Annotated in this window: 22 protein-coding genes and 3 pseudogenes; all 25 read right to left on the bottom strand. The window is 38.1% G+C overall.

The window, feature by feature from the left end; genetic code table 4:
• Window position 1: 1 nt before the first annotated feature.
• The 25 genes and pseudogenes from F539_RS03215 to F539_RS03340 all read right to left on the bottom strand — a co-directional run bounded on the left by F539_RS03215 (window position 2) and on the right by F539_RS03340 (window position 26,641).
• A complete protein-coding gene (locus F539_RS03215; RefSeq protein ID WP_014325604.1) occupies window positions 2-3,112 on the bottom strand; it encodes a terminal organelle protein P200 in 3,111 nt (1,036 codons plus the stop codon).
• Window positions 3,113-3,211: 99 nt separating this feature from the next.
• On the bottom strand, window positions 3,212-4,087 hold the full coding sequence (gene era, locus F539_RS03220; RefSeq protein WP_010874925.1) for a GTPase Era: 876 nt from the start codon (window positions 4,085-4,087) through the stop codon (window positions 3,212-3,214).
• Entirely contained in the window at window positions 4,075-4,539 is a 465-nt protein-coding gene (gene ybeY, locus F539_RS03225; protein ID WP_015344925.1) for an rRNA maturation RNase YbeY, read from the bottom strand. Before ybeY ends, era begins: the two co-directional genes overlap by 13 nt.
• Window positions 4,523-4,912, bottom strand: coding sequence for an MPN570 family protein (locus tag F539_RS03230; protein ID WP_010874927.1), 390 nt, complete (start codon window positions 4,910-4,912; stop codon window positions 4,523-4,525). The genes ybeY and F539_RS03230 overlap by 17 nt, the downstream gene beginning before the upstream one ends.
• A gap of 1 nt (window position 4,913) precedes the next feature.
• A pseudogene (locus tag F539_RS03240) lies at window positions 4,914-6,892 on the bottom strand (cysteine peptidase family C39 domain-containing protein).
• Between the two features lie 103 nt (window positions 6,893-6,995).
• Complete coding sequence (locus F539_RS03245) at window positions 6,996-8,333, bottom strand: leucyl aminopeptidase (RefSeq protein ID WP_010874929.1); 1,338 nt, start codon at window positions 8,331-8,333, stop codon at window positions 6,996-6,998.
• Between the two features lie 13 nt (window positions 8,334-8,346).
• Window positions 8,347-9,978: a chaperonin GroEL gene (gene groL / locus F539_RS03250; RefSeq protein WP_010874930.1), complete on the bottom strand. Its 1,632-nt coding sequence runs from the start codon at window positions 9,976-9,978 to the stop codon at window positions 8,347-8,349.
• A gap of 2 nt (window positions 9,979-9,980) precedes the next feature.
• Complete coding sequence (gene groES, locus F539_RS03255; protein ID WP_010874931.1) at window positions 9,981-10,331, bottom strand: co-chaperone GroES; 351 nt, start codon at window positions 10,329-10,331, stop codon at window positions 9,981-9,983.
• Between the two features lie 187 nt (window positions 10,332-10,518).
• A complete protein-coding gene (locus tag F539_RS03260; protein WP_014325607.1) occupies window positions 10,519-10,905 on the bottom strand; it encodes an MPN575 family protein in 387 nt (128 codons plus the stop codon).
• 433 nt (window positions 10,906-11,338) lie between these two features.
• On the bottom strand, window positions 11,339-12,559 hold the full coding sequence (gene glyA / locus F539_RS03265) for a serine hydroxymethyltransferase (RefSeq protein WP_014325608.1): 1,221 nt from the start codon (window positions 12,557-12,559) through the stop codon (window positions 11,339-11,341).
• Between the two features lie 161 nt (window positions 12,560-12,720).
• The gene (locus F539_RS03270) at window positions 12,721-13,761 is read right to left on the bottom strand and encodes a DUF31 family putative serine protease (protein WP_010874934.1); all 1,041 of its coding nucleotides are present in this window, start codon (window positions 13,759-13,761) and stop codon (window positions 12,721-12,723) included.
• Between the two features lie 755 nt (window positions 13,762-14,516).
• Window positions 14,517-14,846: an MPN579 family protein gene (locus F539_RS03280; protein WP_010874936.1), complete on the bottom strand. Its 330-nt coding sequence runs from the start codon at window positions 14,844-14,846 to the stop codon at window positions 14,517-14,519.
• Window positions 14,847-14,987: 141 nt separating this feature from the next.
• Window positions 14,988-15,410, bottom strand: coding sequence for a DUF31 family putative serine protease (locus tag F539_RS03285; protein ID WP_014325610.1), 423 nt, complete (start codon window positions 15,408-15,410; stop codon window positions 14,988-14,990).
• 67 nt (window positions 15,411-15,477) lie between these two features.
• Window positions 15,478-16,275, bottom strand: a complete 798-nt coding sequence (locus tag F539_RS03290) for a DUF31 family protein (RefSeq protein ID WP_010874938.1) — start codon at window positions 16,273-16,275, stop codon at window positions 15,478-15,480.
• 128 nt (window positions 16,276-16,403) lie between these two features.
• Window positions 16,404-17,771, bottom strand: coding sequence for a DUF31 family protein (locus tag F539_RS03295; RefSeq protein WP_014575028.1), 1,368 nt, complete (start codon window positions 17,769-17,771; stop codon window positions 16,404-16,406).
• 74 nt (window positions 17,772-17,845) lie between these two features.
• Window positions 17,846-19,326, bottom strand: a pseudogene (locus F539_RS04335) (DUF31 family protein).
• Between the two features lie 63 nt (window positions 19,327-19,389).
• Window positions 19,390-19,962: a DUF31 family putative serine protease gene (locus F539_RS03310; RefSeq protein WP_307755018.1), complete on the bottom strand. Its 573-nt coding sequence runs from the start codon at window positions 19,960-19,962 to the stop codon at window positions 19,390-19,392.
• A complete protein-coding gene (locus tag F539_RS03315; RefSeq protein WP_014325614.1) occupies window positions 19,859-20,767 on the bottom strand; it encodes a DUF31 family protein in 909 nt (302 codons plus the stop codon). The genes F539_RS03310 and F539_RS03315 overlap by 104 nt, the downstream gene beginning before the upstream one ends.
• Window positions 20,768-20,840: 73 nt before the next feature.
• Window positions 20,841-21,347, bottom strand: a complete 507-nt coding sequence (locus F539_RS04510; protein ID WP_017532701.1) for a DUF31 family putative serine protease — start codon at window positions 21,345-21,347, stop codon at window positions 20,841-20,843.
• Window positions 21,286-22,210, bottom strand: a pseudogene (locus tag F539_RS03325) (DUF31 family protein). The gene F539_RS04510 and the pseudogene F539_RS03325 overlap by 62 nt, the downstream one beginning before the upstream one ends.
• Window positions 22,211-22,212: 2 nt before the next feature.
• Window positions 22,213-23,613 (bottom strand): DUF31 family protein, encoded by a 1,401-nt coding sequence (locus F539_RS03330; RefSeq protein ID WP_014325618.1) that lies wholly within the window; start codon window positions 23,611-23,613, stop codon window positions 22,213-22,215.
• 74 nt (window positions 23,614-23,687) lie between these two features.
• Complete coding sequence (locus tag F539_RS04515) at window positions 23,688-23,837, bottom strand: hypothetical protein (protein WP_017532703.1); 150 nt, start codon at window positions 23,835-23,837, stop codon at window positions 23,688-23,690.
• A 42-nt stretch (window positions 23,838-23,879) separates the two neighbouring features.
• Window positions 23,880-24,848, bottom strand: a complete 969-nt coding sequence (locus F539_RS04135; protein ID WP_225971141.1) for a DUF31 family protein — start codon at window positions 24,846-24,848, stop codon at window positions 23,880-23,882.
• Between the two features lie 15 nt (window positions 24,849-24,863).
• On the bottom strand, window positions 24,864-24,986 hold the full coding sequence (locus F539_RS04580) for a hypothetical protein (RefSeq protein WP_264080368.1): 123 nt from the start codon (window positions 24,984-24,986) through the stop codon (window positions 24,864-24,866).
• 122 nt (window positions 24,987-25,108) lie between these two features.
• On the bottom strand, window positions 25,109-26,641 hold the full coding sequence (locus F539_RS03340; RefSeq protein ID WP_014325620.1) for a DUF31 family protein: 1,533 nt from the start codon (window positions 26,639-26,641) through the stop codon (window positions 25,109-25,111).
• Between the last annotated feature and the right edge of the window lie 68 nt (window positions 26,642-26,709).

The raw sequence follows: 26,709 nt of genomic DNA on the forward strand, positions 1-26,709 counted from the left end.
ATTAGTCTTCGCCAAATACCTCCTTAGCATCGGAATCGGAAAACTGATCTAATCATTCATCAGCATCAATCGAGTCCACATCAAAGCTTTCAAACACAGGGATATCCTTGGCTATGTCAATGTTCTTCGCATCTTCAGCGTTGGAACTGTGGAATACTAATCAGTTACCCTCACTGTCAAATTCCCCATCGTACCACTTTCATTCATTATCTTCATAGTAACCATAGTCTTCGTTGCCTATTAACTGCTCCCAGAACCGTGGTGCTTCACTAATCCTTGGTTGATGATTCTGATAGTGTTCATCAACTAAGACTCATTCACCGGTCTCATCATAATAACCGTATCAGATCCATTCTCCTTTACGGTTATATCTACCATAGATTTCATCACCTATTAGATCTGTGTAATCACTTTCACGTGCCCATTCAACACTAGCATCTGGTGTTCATATTTGGTTGTCATCAAAGTAACCAGCTCATACCCATTCCCCACTAGGTTCATAATGACCATAATTGCTATTACCAATCAATAGTTCTCAATCAAGTTGCTCTTCTTCAACGTCATCAACTACTTTTGTTGCTTCAGTTTCTGGTTGAAGTTCTGGAGCTTCAGATGTTGCCTCTACTTCCAAGGTTTCTGGCGTTACCTCCGCTTGAGCTTCTGGTTTAGTTTCAAAATCTGAATTCAAACTTACTTTTGGCTCTGATTGAACTTCGGCTTCGAATTTAAATTCAATTTCTGATTCAGGTTGAACTTCTACTTCTGTTTCAAAATTAGGTTCTGGTTCAGACTCGAAACTTGATTCTTGTGCTAGCTCTTGTTGAACTTCAGTTTCGGATTCGAAATTAGGTTCAATTTCTGGTTCAAGCTCTACTTCTGGTTCAAAATTAGGTTCTGGTTCAGTAGTTTCAATTGATTCTGGTTCAGGAATCGTTTCCAAATCAAAGTTAGGTTCTGGTTCAGGTTGAATTTCTACTTCTGTTTCAAAGCTAGGATCAGATTCAGTATTTAACTCTGAAGTTTCAGCGTCTGCTGTTAAAACAACTTCTTCAGCATTTGCTTCTGTTTGCGCTGTAGCTGTGGATACCCATTTGTTATCTTCATCGAAGTAACCGGTTCAAATCCAGTTTTGCTCTGCATCAAAGTAACCGTATTCACTGTTACCAATTAACGCCTCCCAATCCAGTTCAGCTTGGGCTTCAGAAGTTGCTTTTGACTCGGTTTCAATAGCTGGTTCGACTGCAACAGCTGTTGACTCTTGTTCAACTTGCGCTTCTTCAACGGTCTCTGCAGCTAATGTTGTTGAAGTTTCAACAATTGGTTCTACAGCAAGTGGTGCTTCTTCAACAACTGCTAATACTTCTGGTTCTACTGCTTTCTCAGTAACTGTAACAGTTTCAGTAACAACTGGTGCTGTTTCTAGTTGAACAGTTTCAAGCGGTTCTAAACTTACTGGTGTTTCTGTAAGTTCAACCGTTTCAACAACTGGAGTTGATGCAACATTAGGTTCATTTGATGTTGCACTTACAACAGTTGATTCAACAAACTCGTTTTCTAAAAGTTGTTCTTCAGGTTCTACTGTTGGAATTACAACTGGTTCAAAAACTGGAGTTGATGCAAAAGTAGTTGTTTCTCTACTAGTAGTTGTGACAAACTCATTGACTAGCTCTTGCTCTTGCAACTCTATTTCTGCTACAGTTAGTGGTGCAGTGCTAGTGAGAAAATCAACTACATAATGAAACCCAGCTTGTTGGGGTTGACCGTTGTCAATCACCACCACCTCTTGAATCAGCTCGCTTTGTGGTAAGGCTGTGGTGGCTGTGGTGCCAACCGCCACTAATTCATCAATGAGGTCAGCTTCATTTAAAGCAATGTTAATTGCTTGAGAAGGGGCTTGACTAGCTGCAGCTGCTGTTTGGCTTGGTTTTTTGAAATCAAAACTTTCATTAACAAACTCAACCTTAATAATTGGTTCTTGAAACTGAATCGAACTTGATGCTGGTTGTGCTTGTACAGTAACCACTTGAGGTTGAGTGGTAGTTGTTGACGGTGCAACAAACGGCACTTCTACCATTTCCGTTTCCACTTCCGATTGGTCTAACAGTGGTGCGCTAACACTTAGCTGTTCTAGCTGAGTAGTTTGATTAAATACAGTGGTCTGCTCTTCTATGACTGGCTGTGATGTAGAAACGGTGACAGCAGCAGTTGGTGGTGATGTTTGGTCTACTACAGTTACAGTTGGTGGTGCTGGTAATTCAATTTGTACAACAGGTGTAGTTGTAGTGGCTTTTTCAACCATTGGCAAGGTAAAGCGCACTGGGTCAGGAATCCAATTGAGTTTGGTGTCAAAGAAACCCTTCCACACCCAAATGTTGTTTTGAATGTAACCATAGTTAGGATTACCAACCAGTGGTTTTCAAAAACAGCTATCAATCTGTTTGCGCTTAATAAAGGCAGTATGTTCTTGGGGCAGTTCCACTGTTTCTACCACTTCAAAGTAATACCAGTTTTGGTGTTGATCAAAGAAACCTAATCAAATTCAGGTGTGGTTCTTTCAAAAACCAAAACGAACATCACCAACAAAGATTTGTCAAAAGAGTTGTGCTTTTTCAAAAATCGATTCACGTTCTTGACTGTGGCGGGTGCTGGTTAGAACCTGATTCTGTTCTAAAGCAACCGGTTTTAGTTCAAATTGTTCGGTTTCAACAAGCTCACTGTTGGCATAATGTGCCAGTTGATTTTGACTAATAGCAGTTTTGCTAACAGTCTCCTCTACCGCTTTATTATCACCCCGGTCATCGTTAATAACACTAGTACCAGCTGGTGGCACAATAAAAACACCACGCTTTTTCTCGTCAAAAAAGTCAATAGAAGATTCAACTATCTGTTTTTTGACTTTAGAAGTACCTCTGGTAGCGGTGCTAGCTCTGGTAGTTTTATTCTTCTTAAGTACATTGGTTTTGATCTCCTCTAAGAAGGGCTTCTTGAGTAAATCATCGATGCTAACATCCTTATTTTTAGCTTTAGCAGTTTTCTCTTTAGACTGTTCTAAATACTTTTTGTACTGTAATGTAGTGTTCGATGGGTTCTGTTTTTTTATCGTTTTTGGCATTAACAAACATGCTTAGCACTAAATGCCTTGAGGCGTTTTGCGATTAATAAAATTTTAATTTTTAATATTAATATAACGAACTTTATAGCGCTAGCGACACTAAATTAAAGAGCCATAAGGTGACTTTTTTTGTTTAGGGTCATAAGTCCTTACAAACAATTCCACAAAGACATTGCAGTCATAGTACTCCAGTAGTTTTTGACGCATTTGCATCCCGATCTTTTTCACCATTTGGGCATTACGGCCAATAATAATTTTTTTTTGACTAAGTTTAGGCACACTAATGGAAAGGTGTAGCTTCAACAGGTTTTTAGCTTGATCAAAACTCTTATCGACAATCTCTAGCCTTACTACATGGGGAATTTCTTCGCTGCAGTACTTAATGATCTGTTCGCGCAGCGCTTCTAAAATCTTAAAGTTATCAGTGTCAGCATCTAAAAATTCAACATCTTTACGAAACTCATTTGCTTGTAGTTTCACTTCGTTAAACTGGTTTCAAAAAGAAGTGGCATCAAAATGAAGCAGATCAGTTTCCAGTACTGCTTGCGGTTTAAAATCGAGCACAATTGCTTGCTTGTCCTCCGCTTGCAAAACAACATCAAAGAAGTTATTAATTAACAAAACACGAGTTAAATCACGGTAACGCTTTAACGGTTGTAATTGCGTTTGTAACAAGGGTAACTTTTGCTGTTGATCACTGCGCACCACTAACAACAAGACATCTATCCCACTTAAAGCCTTGCGAATCTCTTGACTAATTAACTCATAGGAGCTGTGACGTTTTTCACTAAAGCCAGGAACATCAATGAAGGTAATGTTTTGCTTTTCATGGGTAATAGTATTAGTGCTAACCGCCAACAACGTAGTGTTGTTCATAGGTGAAACCAACAAGTTATTCGCTTTGTGTAATTGGTTAACGAGAGTTGATTTACCAGCGTTGGTTAGACCTAAAACACCAATTCTTATCGATTCCATAGTTTTAAAACGGTTTCATGAATTTCATCTTGAAAAAACATCGTTACACTTTCAAAGGCCAGACTTTGCTCATGGTCAAACTCAAACAGGTGTAGCAAACCATGGATTAAGTTGCGTGTTAGTAAAAACCAAGGTGTGCAACCAAACTGCTTGGCCTGCTTAAAGATGTGTTTGGGACACAAAAAGATTTCACCAATGGCTGGTGAAAACCCCGCCTCATTTTCGTTGTAACAGATGCTAATCACATCAGTTACCCCTTTGCGGTTGAGAAACTGCCGGTTTAAGCGCTTCATCTTTCATGGTGAAACAATCATAAGCGCAAATTCTGGTTGAAAAGAAAGCTGCAAGCTGTCTTTAATAATTTGCAAACAAAGCTCGATGCCAGCTTCAAAGTTTTTGCCAAAAAAGCGCTTAAACAAGTAGTTAGAGTTAATACTAAAAGACGGTTTCAAACAGCGCTTTGGACGGTAAAAGAATCGTAATATTATACCAACCTTGTTTTAAGTTAATACTTAAATTAACCGCTTGAAAAAGCTGTTGCTGGTTTTCATTTTCTAGCTGCTCTAGGGAAATTTTCTTTTTGTAAAGTCGAAAAGCTTTCTTATCTTCCTTTTTAGTTGTTTCTGCTTGAAAATTAGTTCAAGATACCTGGTTAAACTGGGCTTCATCCTGCTCGTTTTTAAAAACTAAAAAGGTTTGTTCAGACAATTTTGCCCATAAGCTTGTAGTTAGGTATCGTTGTACCTTAACCGTAAATAAGATGGCAACGGCTGTTAAGAATAAAACAAAGAAAGCTAGAGTTAGGCCAATAATTTTTTGCTTCATATTATGTCTGCTGTAAATAAGGACTGAGGTTAATTAGGTCTTGCTCACTGTTTACAAAGCGTAAATCGTGTTCGACCATCAGAACAAAGTTGTTATAGGTCAACGGTTTGATCAAAAGCTGATACACGCGCGGTTTGAGCTCCGTGGCAATGGCGTTGAGTGTTTCATCTAACAAAATCACCTTGTCTTTGAGGTTTTGTAATAAGAACAGTTGCAAGATCTGTTTTTGTCCTGAACTTAACTTAATCTGGTTGTGGATGCCGGTGTCGGCTAACAGCTGGTATACTTGGGGATTTTTACAGTTTAACAAGGCTTCACTGTAAAGTCAGTAATGTCGTTGTAGGCCGTTAACTGCCCCGTTAAATAGTAAACGTTGTGAAACAGTTGGCTTGCACTAAAATCCTTTAGGTCTAATTCATCCAACTTAATTTGACCCTGGTATGACAAACCTCGACCAGTCAGAATTTTCAGCAAGGTACTTTTACCGCTACCATTCTCACCACTAATAACCATGCCATTAGTTAAATTCAGGTTGAGGTTAGCCAAATCGAGATTTTGGTTCAGAGTGATACTACAGTTGTTTAAGTTAATCACTTTGGGACACTTCCAACTGACCTTGAAATTGCAATCATTAACCTTGTCTTCAAACAAGGTAACTAGTTTGTCCTTACAGAACTGGTACAGGTTAACTGCTGCACCAAACTGGATGATTCTCGTGGCATAAGCGGAAAACAATGCCTGAATGGAAAAGATATAAAAGAGAAAGGCTAAGGTGTAGCGCTGTTCAATAATGCCAATAATGCCCAAGGCCAAAATTAAAAAGTCAAATACCTGTTGGGCAAAACTTTTAACACCATCACTCGCTAAGTGGTTCACTTCCTTTTGATTACTAATGTTTTGGTTTTTAATAAGTGCTTTGCGCAACTGCATCATTAAGTAATTGAAGCGCTTGCCGTTTTGTTCATCACGCAAATTGCCATCTAACTGCAAACTGACCTTGTTTTGTAACTCCATTTGCGGAATTGCTTGCTTCGTAATCCGTTTAGTGAAAAAGAAGTCATAAAGAAAAATGGCACAATTCACCACAATTTGGGCAATTGCTATCCATAAGAACTCCATTTGGTTAATACCAATTAAGGTGCCAATAATTAAAGCTACTGTACAGCTAATAATTAAGTTAGGAATATGGACATTAAAGAAGGACAACACTTCCTTGAGGTAAAACTGACGCTCGGTTAATTGGTTAGGTGATTTATTGCTAAAGTAGACAAAACTCTTGGTTTGTAATGTTTGCATAATTCAACCCAAATAGCCCCGATACTGCTTTCAAAACAAAACATTACGCACCATTTGCAACAAGGCATACAAAAGTAAGTACAAGCCTTTTAAAACTAAAAAGAAAACCACAAAAACGACAATGTTAACTGATGTCCCAAAGTCAACGGTGTTGGCAATCATCGTTTTAGAGGCCGTTGCTAAAAGTGTTGAAATGCCAATAATGATTAGTTCAATGAAGACATAGAAAATAATCAGGTTTAAATCAAAGAAGTGCTTAAAGAAATTGCGCTTATTAATGGGCGGAATTTCTTTAAATGATTTTTGCACTGTAGCGGCATAACCAGTTCACTGTTTCTTTAATTCTTCATCATTTAAAAGATATTTCCCTTTAGCGGGGTCAAATACTTCCCAGAGATTATCTTGTTTTTTATGCACCACCACAAAATGCTTAGGGAAGTGGACAATAAAGTATTTACCCTCTAGTTGTTTGAGCTCTTCTAGGGTTAGCTGGTAACTAGCAATTTCGAGACCAAACTTCTTGCCATAGGTCTCTAGTTCAAAGAAACTCAAACCACTAGCTGGTAGGTTAATTTGTTCCAACAGTTCATCATGGGCATACTTATCCTCATGCAGTTCATTGGCTAACATGCCAAGCACACAAATGCCACATTCGTTGGGTTGTTCTTGATAAATAATTTTCATGGGGCTTTATCACTTACATAAATGACCCAATGAGGCTAAGGTGCCAATAAAAAAAGGGCTGTACTACTACAACCCTTCTTTTATCTGCTTATTGAAAGCCTGTTTATTCCTTTGCTTGCTGCGCAGCACGTTCGTATAAAGTACGTACTAAAACCCCTTGACCAAGATCTTGAATCGAAGCTGTGGATGCAATATCACAGTGGATCAAAGGTACCCCTTCCCTAAATTCAGCTAAGAAACATGCCGCCCGGGATGAACCTGCTCCCTTAACACTAGTGGAGTTTTGTAAGTCCGCTAGTTTTGATTCCAATGGTTTTAGGTAATCCGGGTGCATTGGCAAGCGTCATACCGGTTCGCCTGCACAGCAAGCTGCTTTTTTAAAGGCATCCCATGCCATGTCACAGGTACTAAAGATCCCGGTGTAAGTGGTACTTAAGATGTAAGACATTAAACCGGTTAAGGTAGCGACATCAATAATTTGGGTAGCTTTAAGATCCTTAGCAGCATAGCTAATGGCATCGGCTAACACCAAGCGACCTTCAGCATCGGTATTGTCAATTTCAACCGTTTTACCATTGTAAGCGGTTTGGATGTCATCAGGGCGTTGTGCGTGGGGACCTGGTAGGTTTTCTGTTAAAGCAGCTACTGCTACTACATTGGTTTTCACCTTGTTTTTCGCTAAGGCCAACACGGTGGAACACACAATAGCTGCCCCACTCATGTCGTACTTCATACCACGCATGTAGTCACCGGTCTTAATGTTCATCCCACCCGAATCATAGGTAATGCCCTTACCAACTAAAGCTAAAGTTTCACTGCTCTTCTTATTATTGTTATAGGAAATTACTAGTAAACGCGCTTCACGTTCCGAACCCTTGTTAACCCCTAACAGTAAGCCCATCTTCTTTTTGATGAGATCAGCTTGCTTTAAAACGGTAATCTTAACACCTAAACCAGTAGCCGCCTTTTCAAAGCGCTTCACAAATTCCTCTGGGTAGAGTTGGTCAGAGGGGGTGTCTTGGAGTTGACGCGCCATGTTGACATAGTTACCCACTACCTCGTATTCTTTAATGAGGCTCGTGTGTTCGCTGTCACACTTCACTGCTACTTCCACATTCTTTTGTGGTTCGGTCTTCATGGTGAAAGGTGTTGTTTCACAGAAGGTAATGCTAGCTACCACTACCTTTAATGCTGTTTTGTAACAGAGGTTTTCTGCTTTGTAGAGTTCCACAAAACTGTCTAAGTCCACGTTTAGTTGGTTCTTTTGCGTTTTCAAAAAGGTAACTAGAGCGCGGTTGAAAGCGGGGAAATCAGTCGGAATTTTTACGCCAAATTCAATTTGGCCTTCAACACACTTAGTCTTACAGCAATCACTCTTGCCGTACTTATCGGACTTTTTAAAAACAACCGTCTTGCTGTCAAATAACTTATTTAATTTCATCTTTAATTTTTACCTATTCTTGGAAGCTACCTTCCTTGTTTTCCTTAATATCATACACAGCAACGCTGGTGGTAATTAAGGAACTTGCTACTGATGCAGCTTTTTCGAGTGCAGTTTTGGTTACCTTAGTAGGGTCAATAATACCGCTGCGGATCATGTCGACCTTCTTTTTGGTTTCAGCATCAAAACCAACACCATCAGCTTCACTGCGTAGTTCTGCAAATACTTTAACTGGGTTAACCCCGGAGTTTTCAATAATTTGGCGCACTGGTGCTTCTAGTGACTTACGCACAATTTCATAACCAACCAGGATTTCCTTGAGGTTTTCCGCACTAGTTTCTGCCTTGTACTTGTCAGCCAACTTACTGTCATTGAGGATAGTGGATACGTTAAGTAAAGCAATACCACCCCCGGAAATAATCCCTTCTTCAACAGCTGCCTTAGTCGAGTTTAAGGCATCTTCAATGCGGAGTTTTAACTCTTTTTGTGCTAGTTCCGTAGCACCACCAACCCGTACTACAGCTACCCCTTGACTGAGGTGGGCAATCCGTTCCTTTAACAGATCGGTATCGTACTTTTCGGTAGTTTGCTTTAAACGACCATTTAGAAGGTCAAGGTGTTTTTGGATCGTTTCCTTAGAACCCTTACCACCAATAACCGTGGTTTTTTCTTTGGCTACTTGCACACGGCGAGCTTCCCCTAAGTGGTTTACAGTCACATCCTTAAAGCCACCACCTAGTTCATTGTTGTAAGCTAAGGTGCCAGTACTAATGGCTAAATCTTCCAAAGCTGCCTTTTGGCGTTCCCCGTATTCGTTACATTTAACAGCAACTACATTAATGGTACCGCGAAGCTTGTTCACCGCTAAAGTAGTTACCACTTCTTCAGCAAAGTCAGGTGCCACGATTAACAGTGGGTTACCGTTTTCCATGCTACCTTCTAGTAACGGTAAGATTTCCTTAATGGTGTTAATCTTCATCGCACTGACCAAGATCTTCGGTTGGTCTAACACCACTTCCATTTTTTCTTGATCGCTAACCATGTAAGGGGAAGCGTAAGTACCTTTAAACTCAATCCCTTCAGTGGTTTCTAGGGTAGTGTTAATCGTCTTAGCATCATCGGTGGTAATGACACCGTTTTTACCAACTAAGGCCATAGCTTGAGCAATCAGCTTCCCAATTTCCTTGGAACCGGAAGAGATCGCTGCAACTTGCTCGATTTCTTCGTTGGTATTAATCTTTTTGGAACGCTTATCTAACTCAGTAATAATTAACTGACTAGCATCTTCAATCCCACGGCGGACATTAACTGGATTAGCGCCATTATTAACAGCTTCCACACCACGGTTAGTCATTTCCTGTGCCAAGATGGTAGCAGTGGTAGTACCGTCCCCAGCAATATCATTGGTAGATACAGCAGCTACCGAAATAACCTTAGCACCAATGTTTTCTAAAGGATCAGTTAGTTCAATTTCCTTAGCGATGGTCACTCCATCGTTAGTAATTAAAGGATTGGAAAACTTCCGACCTAAAATCACGTTTTGACCTTTAGGACCAACGGTTACCTTAACAGCGTCTGCTAATTTATTAATACCAGCTAGCAGTTTATTGCGGGCATTCTTGCCAAATACTAATTCCTTTGCCATAACTATTTTTTCTTAGCTCCTTTCTTTACAGTAGTAGTTTTTGTATTACCATGCTTTTCAAAAGCAAGGACATCTTCCAAGGAAATAATCTTGTACTTGGTACCTTCCTCTTCAAAGGAAATACCACTGTATTCCTTAAAGTAGATCGTGTCACCGATGCCAAAAGCATATTTCGGTTTTTCGCTTTTACCATATGCCGGTCCTGCACCTAAAGCAACGACAGTTCCCTTGTGGGCACTTTCATTTTTATCAGGGTTAGCTAGTGCTGTAATAATCCCTTTTTGTGACACTTCTTCTTTGTTTGATTCCACTAGTGAAACCAAAATGTTGTCATGAATTGGTGTTATCTTCATACCGTCAATATTCTACCAATTATTAACAATTAGCAGTTAAATGCTTAAAGTGCAAATAAAAATAATTTAGCAACACTACCGAAATAGTGCTGCTAAATTAGCGTGCCTGATTTATTTACTAGTAGATTAAGCGTTTATTGCCAATAAGGCACTCAACCTTGTATATGTGGTTAGTAATTAAAACTAATTAAGAGTTATTTTCTTTTGGAAGTGGCAGACTAGCATCAAGCACACCGAAAGCAATTAACATGACTACGGCCACTAACAACAATAAGCTACCGACAACAAAGAAAGCAACAAATAGATTTTTCGTTTTTGCATGAGCGGGACTACCCACTTCAGCGTGTTTGTGCTTATGTAGGAAGATGCCACCCAACAAACAACTCAAGAAACCAATGATTAACAACAAAATAACTAAAAGGCTAATTCCACCAGCAATTTGGAAAATGTTACTCGTTATTCCTTCGGCTTCATTGAAACCAGGAGTTTTACCACTAGAATTCTGGGAACCAAGCATTTGCTTTTGGAAGAAACGCGTAATAAAAGGAAAGCTTAAAGCTAAATTTTGCAGCATGAAAAATATTTGTTTGGAAATAACAAATACTTAAAACAACTAAAAAACCAATGCTGACAGTAGTAACGTTAACGCTAGTTAATCTATCGTATCTTGGTTAGGAAATTTAATTGAAAAACTACCACAAACTTTTCAACACCCATTAAAGGCTTAAAAAGTTTCAACAATAAAAACTAAAAACTCTACGCCATCACTGGCATAACAGGAAAATTTAATTTTTAAGCCTAATGCTAATTTCTTTTAAACCCTAAAAAATTAATTGGACTCGCTAATGAAAACGGTTTTAACTCGATAATCTAATGGTTTTATTACCTCTAAAGTGACCAAGCTTCTAATGGTTTTGAACTGTTTATTTCAATAAAAAATCACAGCATCTTTTAATGAGTGAAGTGATTTTTTTAAATGCTGTATGTTTAGTAAATTAAGTAGTTATCTAATACTCCAATCCCTTATACAACGGAAAACGTTCTAACAGTTTTAAAACCGCTTTTTTTACTTCTTTAATAACTTTCTTATTACCGTCAGATTTAATAATCTTGTCAATTAAGGCAGCAACATAAAGGAAGTGCTTTTCCTTAAAGCCACGAGTAGTCATGGCAGGTGTACCAATACGAATACCGGAAGGATTTATGGCAGGATTCTTATCGAAAGGAACCGTGTTCATGTTCAACACAATGTTGGCTTGTTGCAATCATTGTGAAACATCTTTACCCTTACCGACATCAAGCGAGAACAAGTGGGTATCAGTTCCGTTAGAAATGACGCGGTAACCTTGTTGTTTGAACCAACTAGCCATGCTCGCTGCATTGGTCTTAACGTTTTGGATGTACTGCTTGTATTTTGGTTGTAAAGCTTCTTTAAAACAAACATACTTAGCCGCAATTACGTGCTGTAAGGGACCACCTTGACAACCCGGAAAGACACCGCTGTCCAATTTGCGAATAATCGCTTCGTTATTGGACATAATTAACCCTCCCCGTGGACCGCGCAGTGTTTTGTGGGTAGTAGATGTAACCACATCAGCGTAAGGTAAGGGATTGGGGTGCAAGCCAGCTGCTACCAATCCCGCAATGTGGGCAATGTCCGCTAAAAGGTAAGCACCAACTTCTTTCGCAATTGCACTAAAGCGCTCAAAGTCAACGGTTCTCGAGTAATTGGAAAAACCGCAGATAATTAGTTTAGGTTTTACCTCCCGAGCAACACGTAGCACCTCATCATAGTCCAACATCTCGGTTTCGGGGTTGATGGTGTAGGAATAAGGCTGGTACTGTTTACCCGAAAAGTTAAATTTATTACCGTGAGTTAAGTGCCCACCACAGTTAAGGTCAAGCCCTAAAATGGCATCGCCAGGTTTAAGTAGAGCTAAGTACACGGCATAGTTAGCAGAAGAACCGGAGTGCGGTTGCACATTCGCTCACTTCGCACCAAATAATTCCTTACAGGTATTAATGGCTAAGCTCTCTGATTCATCAACTACCTCACAACCTTCATAAAAGCGTCTAGTAGGATAACCCTCAGCGTACTTATTGGTCAAAATGGAACCAGTGACCTCTAGGATGTCCCTACTCACATAGTTCTCTGATGCTATTAAACAAATGCAATCTCTTTGTCTTTGCAATTCCTTATTGAGGATTCTTCTAATCTTTGGTTCCATGGTCTTACTAATTTACTTTAATTTTGATCAACATATTGAAACTGTCGATTGTTACTCTTTTTAATTTAATCACAAAGATGAGTGTAGTGTTGTTTGGCAAATTGGGTATAGTAATGGGTAGTATTGCGGTTGCCAAAGATAAGATCATAACCAATGCTGCTCTAGTTCGGATTGAGGGAATTGCCCTCACCCTGAAAGCGCAGCATTTGGACTAAACCAACATCGTTACGAACAGCCTTCTTGGGATTAGTAATTACCGTAGCAAAATAGATTCCCACAATTTGACGCTTTTGGTTAATCACTAAAGAACTAGAAGTCCCTTTTCTTAGGTTAACCTGATCGATTCCTAAACCATGACCATACATCTGGTAGTTTTGCCCTAACCACTTATTCTTAATCTTGAATGACTTAGTGTGATCAAACGGTCAAGATAACTTACTACCAGAAAAGTGTTTTGTTTTAATGGTGGTAAGTTGATTGGTAGTCAAAGTAGGAATTTCGCGGTGGTGATCTACTGACCAAGGCTCTTTAAAAGTAACTTGAGCAACATCCTCTGGGCGAGTAGGTTTAACTTCAGTTTGGTTCAAGTTAAGTGCAGCAATATTGCTCTCTACTTGGGGATAACCTAAAGCAAAATAGCTATCTCGCTTAAAGCTTGCCATAGGTTGGTAAGCAAAGATTCCCACACTGTTACCTAACCGTTCATAGGTATTGATGGCGGGGCGCATAAAGTGGTCATAGATCTGTTTATCCATTTGGTTGTGTAAAAAGAGTGGAACTTCTATGATCGCAAAATCCAAATAGCTTTTTGCTAGTGCAGGATCATCTTCTGATGCACGAACTGGTGCTACCCACTGGTTACCGCGGTTTTGTAAGGGCACAAAGTCGCGTGCTACAAAGGCTGTTTTGGGAATAGTGGAAGTTTGTATTGACACAAAGGCGTTGCTTACATCAGTACGTAGCTTAAACAATTGAGGGTTAATATATTTCCCTAGACAAAATACCGTAGTTAAACTGTTGCCAATGCTAGCTTTATTAAACGGTGCATAGTCCTTCGGATTGCTCAAAGCAACGGCAATATGCAGGTTAGTCGCTAAATAAAGATAAAACGGTTCGCTCAGGTTATGTGTTCGCTTCGGTTTCTTTCAATCAATTAATCAACCAGTACCAAACACACGTCACTTGTTGTTGGCAAGCTGCATTGAAAAGCTCAAATCATACAGGTCGTGTAAAGCTTCTGACTTTTTGGGAATAGTATTAATGAGGTAATTAGTCTTTCACTCTTTACGTTTAACACCCCCCGCAGCTGTAACGGTTTTCAAAAGGAACTACAGCTATTTAGGGGAATTGCTACTAATAAAAGGGCAGGTAGCAGAGTTGACCTACGAACACGAAACGCAAATTAAACACTTAAGTTAGCTTAAGTCTAATATTTAAGTGAAAACAAGCCTTTTTGAATAAACACAGATAGTTGCAGAGGCAAAACTGACTTAAACATTCGCTTAAGTCAATTCAAGAAATAAGCAGTAAATGAGCGAATTATTTCTTTACTTCTTTTTTGAGTTTAGCCACAACCTTATGTTGTTTGCACGATAGTTTAAAGCAAACAAAAAACCACTAAGAAAAAACGAAAAAGAGGATGCTCAATTCCAATAACCACCAAACGGAGTGAAAGTGACCCAGACTAATACAAATAATGGAAATAGGCAACTCTGCCATGAAGAACACAATGAGCAAAACGTTGTATATGTCTTACAACTTCATCGCTCGGACTAGTGGTAAAACTTACCATGCTTCGGTTTTGGTAGTTGATTGTTCAGTTAACGAAGGTTGGTTGTGGATGAGGATTTGCCACAACTGCTTGGGGTGTTTGTGTACTGGGTATTGGGCTGCACAACGAACATTTGCAACTACTACCGGTCTGAGGTTGGTTTGGCTTTAGTTTCTGGTTTCACCACTATTGGTTATCTTTGTGGATTGCTGATTGAGTATCAGTTGGACTTGTGATCAAAAGGCCTTCAAGCCGCAAAAACTCTTCTTCTTGGTTAATGTTTTTGCGCCATGTTTCCAAGAATCCCAAAAAGACTAAGACAAAGATAAAGGCAATAACAACTAGGGCAATAACAAGGCTAATTGGCAGATAATATAGAAAAAACAGTGAAATAAAACCGAGTCAGATAATTAACGACACAACAAACAATCACAAATAACACTTGTGTAATTTTCGCGCTTTATTGAGATCACCAGTTTGAAGTTGATCAGTATTATTTTGTTCTTTGTTCTCCATTCAAAATTTTCCCTACATTATTTGTTATCTACTATCCTGTTTGAATTTCCAGATTTACGAACGCGTAATTTTAGCTAAGAGCTTTAAAAATAAGTCAAAAATGGAACTGTTAAACAGTTAAATTACAACAAAAAATAACCGTTACGAAACCATTGAACAGGACACATTTTCGCGATCAATAAACTTAATTAACTGGTCATTACTTTGTTGAATTTGCTCATACAAATGGGTGTGGTGTTGCTTGGCAAATTGGGTATAGTAATGGGTAGTATTGCGGTTGCCAAAGATTAAATCATAGGGCACACAGTTGTCCTTTACCGTCGCTGTAGTACTTTCATCAACTGGCAAGCGTAACAGTTGTACCAGAGTTTTTTCACCAGGTTTAGGGTCGGAATGACTAGCTACTGCAAAAAAGATGCCTGATATTTGTTGATCCTGATTGAAGACTAAACTACCAGAAGCGCCCCTGCGGATATACAAATCATTTAAGGCTAAGCCTTTACCATACTGTTCATAGGTTTGCTGATTAAACTTTTCGTCTAGTTGGTAATACTGGGCGGTCATACACGTGTGCTAGTGTATTGCCAGATGTTTGCCCCGTTTTATTCATTACCAAGGTTGGAATCTGACGCTATTTGTTCAAAGTTCAGAAGCTTTGGTTTTTAACTTTAATGCGGTCTTTAACCGGAACACTAGTTAAAGTGGCACCTGTTTGGTTAAAGTGAATCGCATCAATGTTACTCTCTAGTAAGGGATAACCGAGAGCAAAATAGGTGTCATTTTGTAAATCAGAAGATGACGTACTTGCAAACAAGTTTGTACTATCACCTAAGGCCTTATAGGTAGCAATGGCGGGTTTGATAAAGTTTTCCCATACTTGGTAATCCAACTTGTTGTTTAAGTACAAGGGTACTTCTAACACGGCAAAATCAGCATAAGGTTTTAAACCAACTTCCGGACAAATTTCATTTAAGGATTTCCAATGTTTATTGTCAAACCGATAATCAACAAAGTCCACCGCTGCATAAGCCATCTTTGGTAAAGCTGCTAGTTGGACATCAACAAATGCGTGTTTGACATTCGTGTACAGACCAAATAAACTGGGATCAGTGTATTTACCAATTCGAAAACTAGTGGTTAAATCTTGGGTATTATCGACTTGGTTATAAGGCGGGTAGTCGTGCGGGTTCTTTAAAGTGTCAGCGACATGGAAGTTAGTCGCTAAATAGGCAGTGAACTTATTTTCGTTTGTACTAGTATCCTTTCAATCAATTAACCAACCAGTCCCGTAAGTATTTCACCGTTGTGACGTTAAAGTTAACGAAAAGCTTAAGTTATAAAGCTGGTGGTAAAAGTCAGTTGGTTTGGGAACGGTATTAGTAGCCCACTTTGTTTGGTATTCAGCGCGCGGTACCTTTTCTAATTGCACAATCGTGGCACATCCACTAAGCGGTACGGCAAATAAACAAGACTAGCACTAACAGAAAAACGCCACATACACAAACCTAGACAATTTAATTTAAGTATTTTTTACCTTTGATTCGTTATCTACATATTTTAAACTAGGGTCTCGCGCAGATTTAATTTGCCCATAAAAGTGAGTGTTATTTTTTTTGCAAACTGGGCATAGTATTTTTTGGTATTGCTATTACCAAAGATTAAATCGTAAGCAACACTGTCTTTTTCTTCATTAAGAACACTTCGCGGTTTTCAGCGTAACAGCTGCGCTAGACCCCATTCTTGTGTTTCAGTGATTCTACTAGCAAAGTAAATGGCCACAATCTGTCGCTTGTTATTTAAGACTAAGGAACCCGAAGCGCCACGACTTAAACTACCATTAGTGATCCCAATTCCCTTGCCATACATTTGGTATTCTTTGCCACGAAACTGGCGATTAAACGGAAAGTTCTTGGTGTTATCATGGTTTCAAGCCCAGGTGCCACCATTAAACTTGTCACTTTTAATCCTACCCAAATGCGGTCCTTCTTCGTTAATTGTGGAAACAAAGGGCTGATCATTGGGTATTTGGGCTGTTTCACCAGGCACTGTTTTTTCTTTCCCGGTTTGGTTTACAAATAAAGTTGGCAGCTTTTTCGCTATGTAAGGATAGCCCAGTACATAATAATGACTATGTTTAAACTGGTCTAAAGTTGGGTAGGCAAAAATGTTTAAGCTATCACCTAACTGTTTGTAAGCTCTAATTGCTGGTTGGATGAAATGATCAAAAATTTGTCGGTCAGATGAATTATTGAGAAATAAAGGTAGTTCTAATACCGCAAAGTCAGCATAAGGATGAACTTCATCTTTATTTGGCTTAATTTGTACCTTTCATTGCTGTTCTCTTTGTTTTTTATTCTTTTGATCTTTGGATAAAGTGTAGTTCACAAAGTCATGTGCAATGAAAGCAGTTTTAGGAAGTACCGTTGGTTGTGCTGCTACAAAAGCTTGGGTAGAGTTGGGTAAGCCTAATTTGCTTGGTGCGACAAATTGTTTAACATCAGTGTATTTGCCAATTCTAAAATCAACGGTTCGCACAAAATTGATATCAAATTGGTTGTAAGGCGGATGATCTTCTCGGTTTTTTAAGGCCTGTATGACGTGTAAATTAGTAGCTAAGTAAACAGTAAATTTATTAGCTTTTTTATCTTTCTTGTCAACTTCCTTCCAGTCAATTAACCAACCCGTTCCGTGAATGGAACCAAAATCTATTTGACTTTTATCTTTCTCGGTTTTTTCAATTCTGTTAAAAAAACCTAAAGAAAAGGTTAAATCATAGTTGGCATGATCGATTTCTGCACTACCAGGAATATTGTTAATGTAATACCCTTCGAATTTATCAGGTTTTCGAAAGGCTGAACAAGCACTTAAAACAGTTAGTGCCAATAATCCACTAAGAAAACAAAAACGCTTGAGCGCAACTCACATAAACGAGTAATTCTAATAAAGGGTTAAGGAGCCCTGTTTGCAGTGATATCCCAAAGGATTAAACCACAAAATTTTTAAGACTTTTGGTTTTTAACAAAGGTAAATTGTTGGTCGTTGCTTTGCTTAATTTGCTCAAACAAATGGGTTTTATGTTGTTTAGCAAATTGAGCGTAGTACTTTTTAGTGTCTTTGTTACCAAAGATTAAGTCATAGGCCACTGTGTTTGTGCCATCGTTATTATGGCCATTGGCTTTTCAACGCAGCAACTGAGCTACCCCTCAAGCAGTAGTGGTGTTACTAGTAGACGCAAAATAAATGCCAGTAATTTGGTGCTTATCGTTTAACACTAAAGCACCACTAGCGCCACTTGTAAAACCAGCATTGTCCAAAACAAATCCCTTACCGTATTGTTGGTAATTACGACTTTGAAAAGTTTGTTCAAACCGAAATACCCTACTGTTGTCATAGTTTCAAACCCAGTTACTGCCATTAAAGTCATCACCTTGATTTCTAATTAGGGTTGGCTTTGCTATTGTCGATCGCACAATAAGGGGTTGTTCGTGGTTACTTTGTTGTACTGTTTGTCCATTTATTGTTGTTTCTGTAGATGTATCTTTCTTAATTTGATTAACACTCAATACATTAACCTTGTTTTCCAAGAAGGGATAACCCGATAAATAATAGCGGTGGTTTTTGAGTTCAGTTAATGTTGGCTTGGCAAACAGCTTTAAGCTATTACCTAATTGCTCATAAGTTTTGATGGCTGGTTGGATAAAATGGTCAAACACCTTTTTATCAACTGGGTTATCTAAAAATAAGGTTAGCTCTAACACCGCAAAGTCAGCATAGGCAAGACTGTCTGATGTATTTGCTGTATTAGATTCCTTTTTATCATCAGCATCCTTTTGTTGAATTCACTCAAACGGTTGGGTTTCCGCTTGCTCCTTTTGCTTATCGTTTTCTCCATCCTTTGGTTGCTTCTTTTTATTTTCTGTATCATTTTGCTTCTTTTTGTCTTTTGGCAAAGTGTAGTTGACAAAGTCATGCGCTGTAAAAGCGGTTTTGGGAATTACTGTGGTTTGGACATTAACAAAGGCTTGAGCATTATTGGGCAACTTAACTTGACTAGGTTCGACAAAATCACGAACGTGAGTGTATTTGCCTATTCGAAAAGCGGTCGTTCAATCGGCACTGGTATCAGAGTTTTTATAAGGATCGTAATCCTGTTGGTTTTTTAAAACGGCTGCGACATGTAAGTTGGTGGCTAAATAAACCCGAAAGGGTTCATTTAACCCCCCCCGCTACCTTTTCAATCAATGAGCCAGCCAGTGCCAGAAAAGGCGCTAAAGTTATCTTGCCCATTGTTAGTAGTTTTATTAGTAAAAGTTAAAGCAAAGGTTAAATCATAGTTGGCACGGTGAATCGAACCACTACTAGGAATATTACTTACATAGAACTGATCCCACTTTTCTAGTGGCACTGCAGCACAAGCACTTAATACAGTTAAGGAAGCTATGCTAGCGAGAAAACCAAGGCGCTTGAAAGCCACAATCATAATGGTGTTAATTCTAATAAAGAGTTAATTAGCTACTTTTACAACTAGCCACTAGTCGATTCATTACCCCAAGTTATGCCTTTTAGTCTTTTCGACAAAGCGGAATTCATCATTGTTAATTTGCTTAATTTGCTCGTATAAATGGGTTTTGTGTTCTTTGGCAAACTGAGCATAGTATTTTGTGGTATTTTTATTACCAAAGATTAAATCATAAGCCACACTTCTAGCTTCATCATTGTGATAAGTTTCTGGTTTTCAGCGTAATAACTGTGCTAAGCCTAATTCATTGTTAGCACCATCAACGCCAAAGTAAATGCCAGCGATTTGTTTCTTATCATTTAACAACAAAGAACCAGAAGATCCACCGCCTAAATCAAGATGACTAATGCCTATACTTTGGCCATAGATTCGGTACTTTTTGCCCGAAAACTCAAGATAAACCTTAAATTTCTGGGAGAGATCATAGTTCAAAGCTCAGGGACTACCAGTAAAATTATCGCCTTTATTCCTAATTAAAGTGGGTTTAACTTGATTAGTTGAGATAATAGCTGGTTTTTCATGGGATATTTGTGTATTTTCGCCTAAATATTCCTTTCTTTTTTCCCGTTTGGTTAAGAAATAGTGATGACACTTTATTTTTTAAAAAAGGATAACCTAACACATAATAGCGATTTTGTTTTAATTGATCCAGTGTGGGGTTAGCAAAAATGTTAAGGCTATCACCTAACTGTTTATAAGTGCGTATGGCTGGTTGAATAAAGTGATTAAAGATTTTGCGATCTACTTTACTTTTCGAAAATAAGGGAATTTCTAAAATTGCAAACTCAGCAAAAGGCTGGACATCAGAATTCTTAGTATGACTGTTTTTCACCCATTGTTGTTTTCTCTTTTCTTTATCTTTTTGTTCTTGAGGAAAACTGTAATCCACAAAGTCCCTAGCAGCAAAAGCGGTTTTGGGAATTACACTTGTTTGCACATTGACAAGAGCTTGCGCAGCATTGGGTAAACCAAATTGATTGGGTGAAACAAAATCACTAACCTTAGTGTATTTACCTAACCTAAAGGTAGTAGTTCAACCAGCATCATCTTTATTTTTATAAGGTTCATAATCTTGCGGATTTATTAATGATGCTGCTACTTGTAAGTTAGTTGCTAAATAAGCACGAAAGGGATCATTCTCTTTCTTTTTATCAGGTTCCTTTCAATCAATTAATCAACCAGTACCATATGTGACACTAAATTTAGCTTCACCGTTGCTAGTGATTCTATTAGTAAAAGTAAGCGAGAAGTTTAAGTCATAGTTGAATCGGTGGATTTCCGTACTACTAGGGATATTGTTAATGTAAAACTCTTGCCACTTATCAAAGGCTGCACAAGCACTTAAAAAAGTTAAAGAGAATATGCTAACAATAAAACCAAGACGCTTGAAAACAACCAACATCGTGGCTTAATTCTAACAAAGGTTTAAGGAGTTAATTTTTAAGCAAAATCCCAAAGGTTTTAACTACAAATTTTTAACACTTTTGGTTTTTGACGAAGGTAAATTGTTGATCATTGCTTCTATCAATTTGTTCGTATAAATGGGTTTTATGTTCTTTAGCAAACTGAGCATAGTATTTTGTGGTATTTTTATTGCCAAATATTAAATCGTAAGCAACACTGTCTTTTTCTTCATCATTATTTTTCGCTTGTCAACGTAATAACTGTGAGAAGCCTAATTCGTCTTTAGGGCCATCAACACCAAAATAAATACCAACAATCTGCTTCCTATCATTTAACAGCAAAGAACCAGAAGAGCCACTGCTTAAATTAAGGTCACTAATGACTATACTTTTGCCATAGATTTGGTATTTCTTACCTAAAAATTCATGATAAAGCCCCGATTTCTTGCTGAGATCATAGTTTGAAGTTCAAGTGTTGCCAGTAAAATTAGCGCCTTTATTCCTAATTAAAGTAGGCTTAGCTGGATCGGTTAAAACAACAAATGGTTTTTCATGAAGTATTTGGGTAGTTTTGTCCATATGTTCCTTTCTTTGTTCCGTTTGATTTAAAAACAATGATGCCGCTTTATTTCTTAAAAACGGATAACCTAACGCATAATAGCGATTTTTTTAATTGATCCAGTGTGGGGTTAGCAAAAATGTTAAGGCTATCACCTAACTGTTTATAAGTGCGTATGGCTGGTTGAATAAAGTGATCAAAGATTTTGCGATCTGTTGGATTATCCAGAAAGAAGGGAATTTCTAAGACCGCAAAATCAGAGTAAGACCGGGTATCAGAATCCTTAGTCTTACTGTCTTTAATCCATTGATATTCTTCCTTTTGATTATCTTTTTGTTCTTTAGTAAAACTGTAATTAACAAAGTCCCGAGCAGCAAAAGCCGTCTTGGGAATTATCGTGGTTTGGGCTCTAACAAGGGCTTGCACAGCATTGGGTAGTCCAAATTGATGGGGTGCAACAAAATCTTTTACGTTAGTGTATTTACCTAACCTAAAGGTAGTAGTTCAACCCAAAACAGTATCTTTATAAGCTTCATAATCTTGTGGATTTATTAATGATGCTGCTACGTATAAGTTCGTGGCTAAATAAGCGCGGAAGGGTTCATTCTCCTTCTTTTTGTCAGGTTCCTTTCAGTCAATAAGTCAACCAGTACCATATGTAGTAGCTATGAATATAAGTTTTGTCATTATTAATGTACTTATTAGTAAAGGTTAAGGAAAAGCTTAGGTCATAGTTAGCGCGGTGCACTTCGCTACTACCAGGAATGTTATTAATGTAAAAATCACGAAATTTATCGGGAAGTTTAATAGTTGCACAAGCATTTAAAAAGGTTAGTGCCAATACGCCACCAAGAAAACCAAAACGCTTCCAACTAATCCACATAACTAATTCTTTTTAGCTTTCTCCACAAAACGGAATTGCGGGTCGCGGGTTTTAGTAATTTGCTCGTACAAATGGGTCTTTTGTTGTTTGGCAAACTGAGCATAAAAGTGTTTTGTGTTACTGTTACCAAAGATTAAATCGTAAGCCACACTACGAGTCTCATCACTACTGTTTTTGGCATTTCAACGCAATAATTGGATTACCCCCCAATCACCATTGGCAGTGAAATGGGTAGCAAAGTAAATGCCAGCAATTTTTTTCAGATCATTTAAAACAACGGTACCAGAAACTCCACCAGTAAAACCAGCATGGTTTAAAACAATTCCCTTGCCATATTGTTGATAATGACGTCCTTGAAAATTTTGGCCAAATTGAAAACCAGCCACATGATCATAACGTCAAGCAACTGTGCTACCATTAAACTTATCGCCCTTATTTCTAATTAAGGTAGGTTTAACCGTACTCTTACCCACAACAAAGGGTTTTTCAGTTTTACTTTCCTGCGTTGTTTGCTGAGGTATTGTTTTAGCTGCTGCTATGCTTGCTTTAGTTTGGTTTACCAGTAAAGTTCTAACACTATTTCTTAAATTGGGATAACCAAGTACATAATAGCGGTTTTGCTTTAACTGGTCTAAGGTTGGATTGGCAAAGATGTTTAAACTATCACCTAACTGTTTATAAGTATTAATGGCCGGTTGAATAAAGTGATTAAAGATTTTGCGATCAGTGGTTTTATCAAGAAAAAGTGGCATTTCTAATACCGAAAAGTCAGCATAAGAAAGGCTATCTGTTGTATTAGACTTAGTCCCTCTTACTCAATGTAAATCTGTTAATTCTTCTTTTTTATCTACTTGATCTTTGGGCAAACTGTAATCGACAAAATCCCTGGAAGTAAAAGCTGTTTTGGGTAGCACCGTTGGTTGCGCAGTTACAAAAGCTTTGGCGTCATTAGGTAAGCCTAATTGACTAGGTAAAACAAAATCTTTGACACTTGTGTATTTAGCAAGTCTAAAAGCTTTGGTAACACCATATTCAGGATCTAATTTATTGTAAGGTGAATAGTTACCTAAAGTTTGAAGATTATCACCTAAGTGCAAGTTAGTTGCTAGATAAACACGGAAGGGATCGTTCTTTTTATTTTTGTCTGGCTTCTTTCAATCAATTAATCAACCACTGCCATAAATTGCAAAATCTTTAGTTTTGTTTTCAAGGTTATATCTATTAGTAAAGTCCAAGGAAAAAACTAAATCGTAATTAGCACGGTGGATTTCCGTACTATTGGGAATATTATTGATGTAAAACCCTTCAAATTGATTAGGTAATTGAACTGTTGCACAAGCGTTTAAAAGAGTTAAAGAGGCTATGCTAGCTAGAAAACCAAAACGCTTGAAGGCCAATGCCATAGTTACTAATTGTAATAGACAGTTAAACTGGTACTTTTAAGCTTAAACGCTAAAAAGTTAACGGGTTGCCATTGTTAACTCTGTTTAATTTCCACAAAGCGGAATTGAGGATTGGGCGTTTTAGTGATTTGTTTATACAAATGGGTATGGTGTTGTTTGGCAAACTGAGCATAGTGCTTAGTGGTATTGCGGTTACCAAAGATGAGATCATAAGCAATGCTCAAAGCTTCATCATTGCTCTTCTTCCGTGGTGTTCAGCGTAACAGTTACGCTAAACCCCAAGCCTGTTTAGAAGAACGGGTAGTAGCAAAGTAGATTCCCACAATTTGCTTTTGGTCATTTAAGACTAATGCACCTGACACACCACCACTAAAATCAGCATGCACAACTGCCAAACCCTTACCGTATGCTTGGTATTGTTTGTAAGTATACTGGTGCTTAAACTTAAAGCTCTTACTGTGCTCATAGTTTCAAGCAAATTCACTTTGATTGAAAGTTGCACCTTTAGTGCTAATTAAGTTGGGTGTACCACGTCCTGAATACAATAAAAAGCGGTTTTGGTTAGTTTGTTGCAGGATCTGTTCGGGTTTTATTTGTTTTTTACCAGTTTGGTTAATTAGTAAGGTTTTCACCTTGCTCTGTAAGTTGGGATAACCCAATAGATAATAGCTGTGGTTCTTGAGCTGATTAATTGGGTTATCAACAAAGATGTTTAAACTATCACCTAACTGTTTATAAGTGCGTATGGCTGGTTGGATCAAATGATCAAAAATGTTGCGATCAGTGGGATTATCCAAAAACAGTGGTAGTTCTAAAACTGCAAAATCAGCATAGGGATGGGTAACTGTTTTATCAGATTGATTGCCTTGCTTTCATGCTTTAGCATCTTTAGGCAAGGTGTAATCGAAAAAGTCTCTCGCTAAAAAAGCCGTTTTGGGAATTACAGCAAGTTGGGTAAAGACAAAGGCTTGCTCAAAATTGGGTAAACCTAATTTGCTTGGTAATACAAACTGCTTTACATCGGTGTATTTGCCCAAACGAAAGGAAATTGTTCAACCTAAAGCAGGATCGGGTTGGTTGTAAGGCGAATAGTCTTTCGGATTCTTTAGTGATGCTAATACGTGTAGGTTAGTCGCTAAGTAAGCGCGGAAGGGTTCTGTTTTACCACCTTGCTTTTCACCCTCTTTTCAGTCAATTAACCAACCCGTACCATAATTAGTCTTTAACCAGGTTATCCCCTTTTGGTCGGTTTACTTATTGGTATAGGTTAAAGAGAAGTTTAAATCATAGTTAGCACGGTGTACGTCTAAAGAACTGGGAATGGTGTTGATAGAAGCCACCCCCCCACTGCTCTCGTGGGTTCATAACTGCACAAGCGTTCAAAAGGGTGAAAGTGGCTCAACTAGCCACAAAACCGAAACGCTTGCGAGCAATTACCATAATTGGCCTAATTCTAATAAAGAGTTAATTGGCTAATTTTTGATCTAAAAGTCACTTAAGAGTTTTTAACATCCGTTGTCTTATCACTTTGTACGTATTTCAAACTTTGATCCTTTGCTTGTTCAATTTGCTTGTAAAAATGGGTACTGTTTTTCTTAGCAAATTGGGCGTAGTACTTGGTGGTGTCCTTATTACCAAAAATTAAGTCGTAAGCCACAGCTGAGTTTTCACCAGTTTGATTGCCCATTGCTTTTCAACGCAACAATTGGGCTACTCCCCAAGCATCAACGTCCGAATAAGTTGTACCAAAGTAAATGCCGGCAATCTGTTTCTTGTCATTGAGCACTAAAGAACCAGAAGCGCCCACTTCAAAACCGGCGTTAGTTAAAACTAATCCTTTACCATATTGTTGGTAATACTGGTTTTGGAAAGTTTGACTTAACTGAAAGATCTTGCTGTGGTCATAATCTCATGCCAATGTACTGTCATTAAAATCATCGCCTTTATTGCGAATTAAGGTTGGTTTCATCAAAGAAGGACGAATATCAAACGGTTTGTCGATGTTACTGTGCTGTACTATTTGGTCGTCTTCTTTTTTGGTTTTATCTGTTTGGTTAATAAACAAAGATCTAACCTTATTTTTTAGATAAGGATAACCTGCCAAATAATAATGGTTACCTTTCAGTTCATCTAGTGATTGTTTAGCGAATAGATTTAAGCTATCACCTAAAAGCTTATAAGTTCTCATGGCAGGCTCGATGAAGTGATCAAAAACCTTTTTATCATTTTGATTCTCCAAAAATAAGGGCAGTTCTAAAACTGCAAAATCGGCATAGGCAAAACCTTCGCCCGATTGTGATTTATCTTGACTGCCTTTATCTTTACTATCACTTTGTGATTTGGCAATTTGAACATTACTATCATTTTTCTTTTGTCATTGAATTGCTTGCGTGTCAGTTTGTTGTCCTTCTTGTACTTCTCCTTTTTGTGCTTTTTCGATAAGTTCTTGTAATTGCTTCTTTTGTTTTGTTACTTCATCTGCTGACAATTTGTAATTCACAAAATCTCTAGCAGTAAAAGCAGTTTTGGGAATTACCGTTGTTTGCACATTGACAAAGACTTGGGCATTGTTCGCTAAATTGACTTTACTTGGCAACACAAAGTCCTTTGCATTCGTGTATTTACCTATGCGAAAGGCAGTGGTTTCTTCTTTGTTATCTGTTTCTTTATTGTATGGCTCATAGTCTTTCTTATTTTTTAAGCCATCAGCTACGTGGAGGTTGGTTGCTATATAAGCACGGAATGGTTCATTTTTACCATTTTTTTGTCCACCTTCTTTTCAGTCAATTAACCAACCAGTACCATAGGTAGCAATGAATTCTGTTTGATTATTTTTACCGTTAAACTTGTTAGTAAAAGTTAAGGCAAAACTAAGATCATAGTTAGTGCGGTGTATTTCTGCACTACTGGGAATATTATTAACGTAAAACCCTTCAAATTTATCAGGCTTAAAAGCAGCACAAGCACTTAAAAAGGCCAAGCCACCTATGCTAAAAATGAAACCGAAACGTTTAAAAGCAACCAACATAATTAGCTTAAATTCTAATAAAGAGCTAATCTGTAATTTTTAGTCTATGCGCTAACATGCCATTACTC

Origin of the sequence: Mycoplasmoides pneumoniae FH, assembly GCF_001272835.1 — a bacterium.
GTDB lineage: Bacteria > Bacillota_I > Bacilli_A > Mycoplasmatales > Mycoplasmoidaceae > Mycoplasmoides > Mycoplasmoides pneumoniae.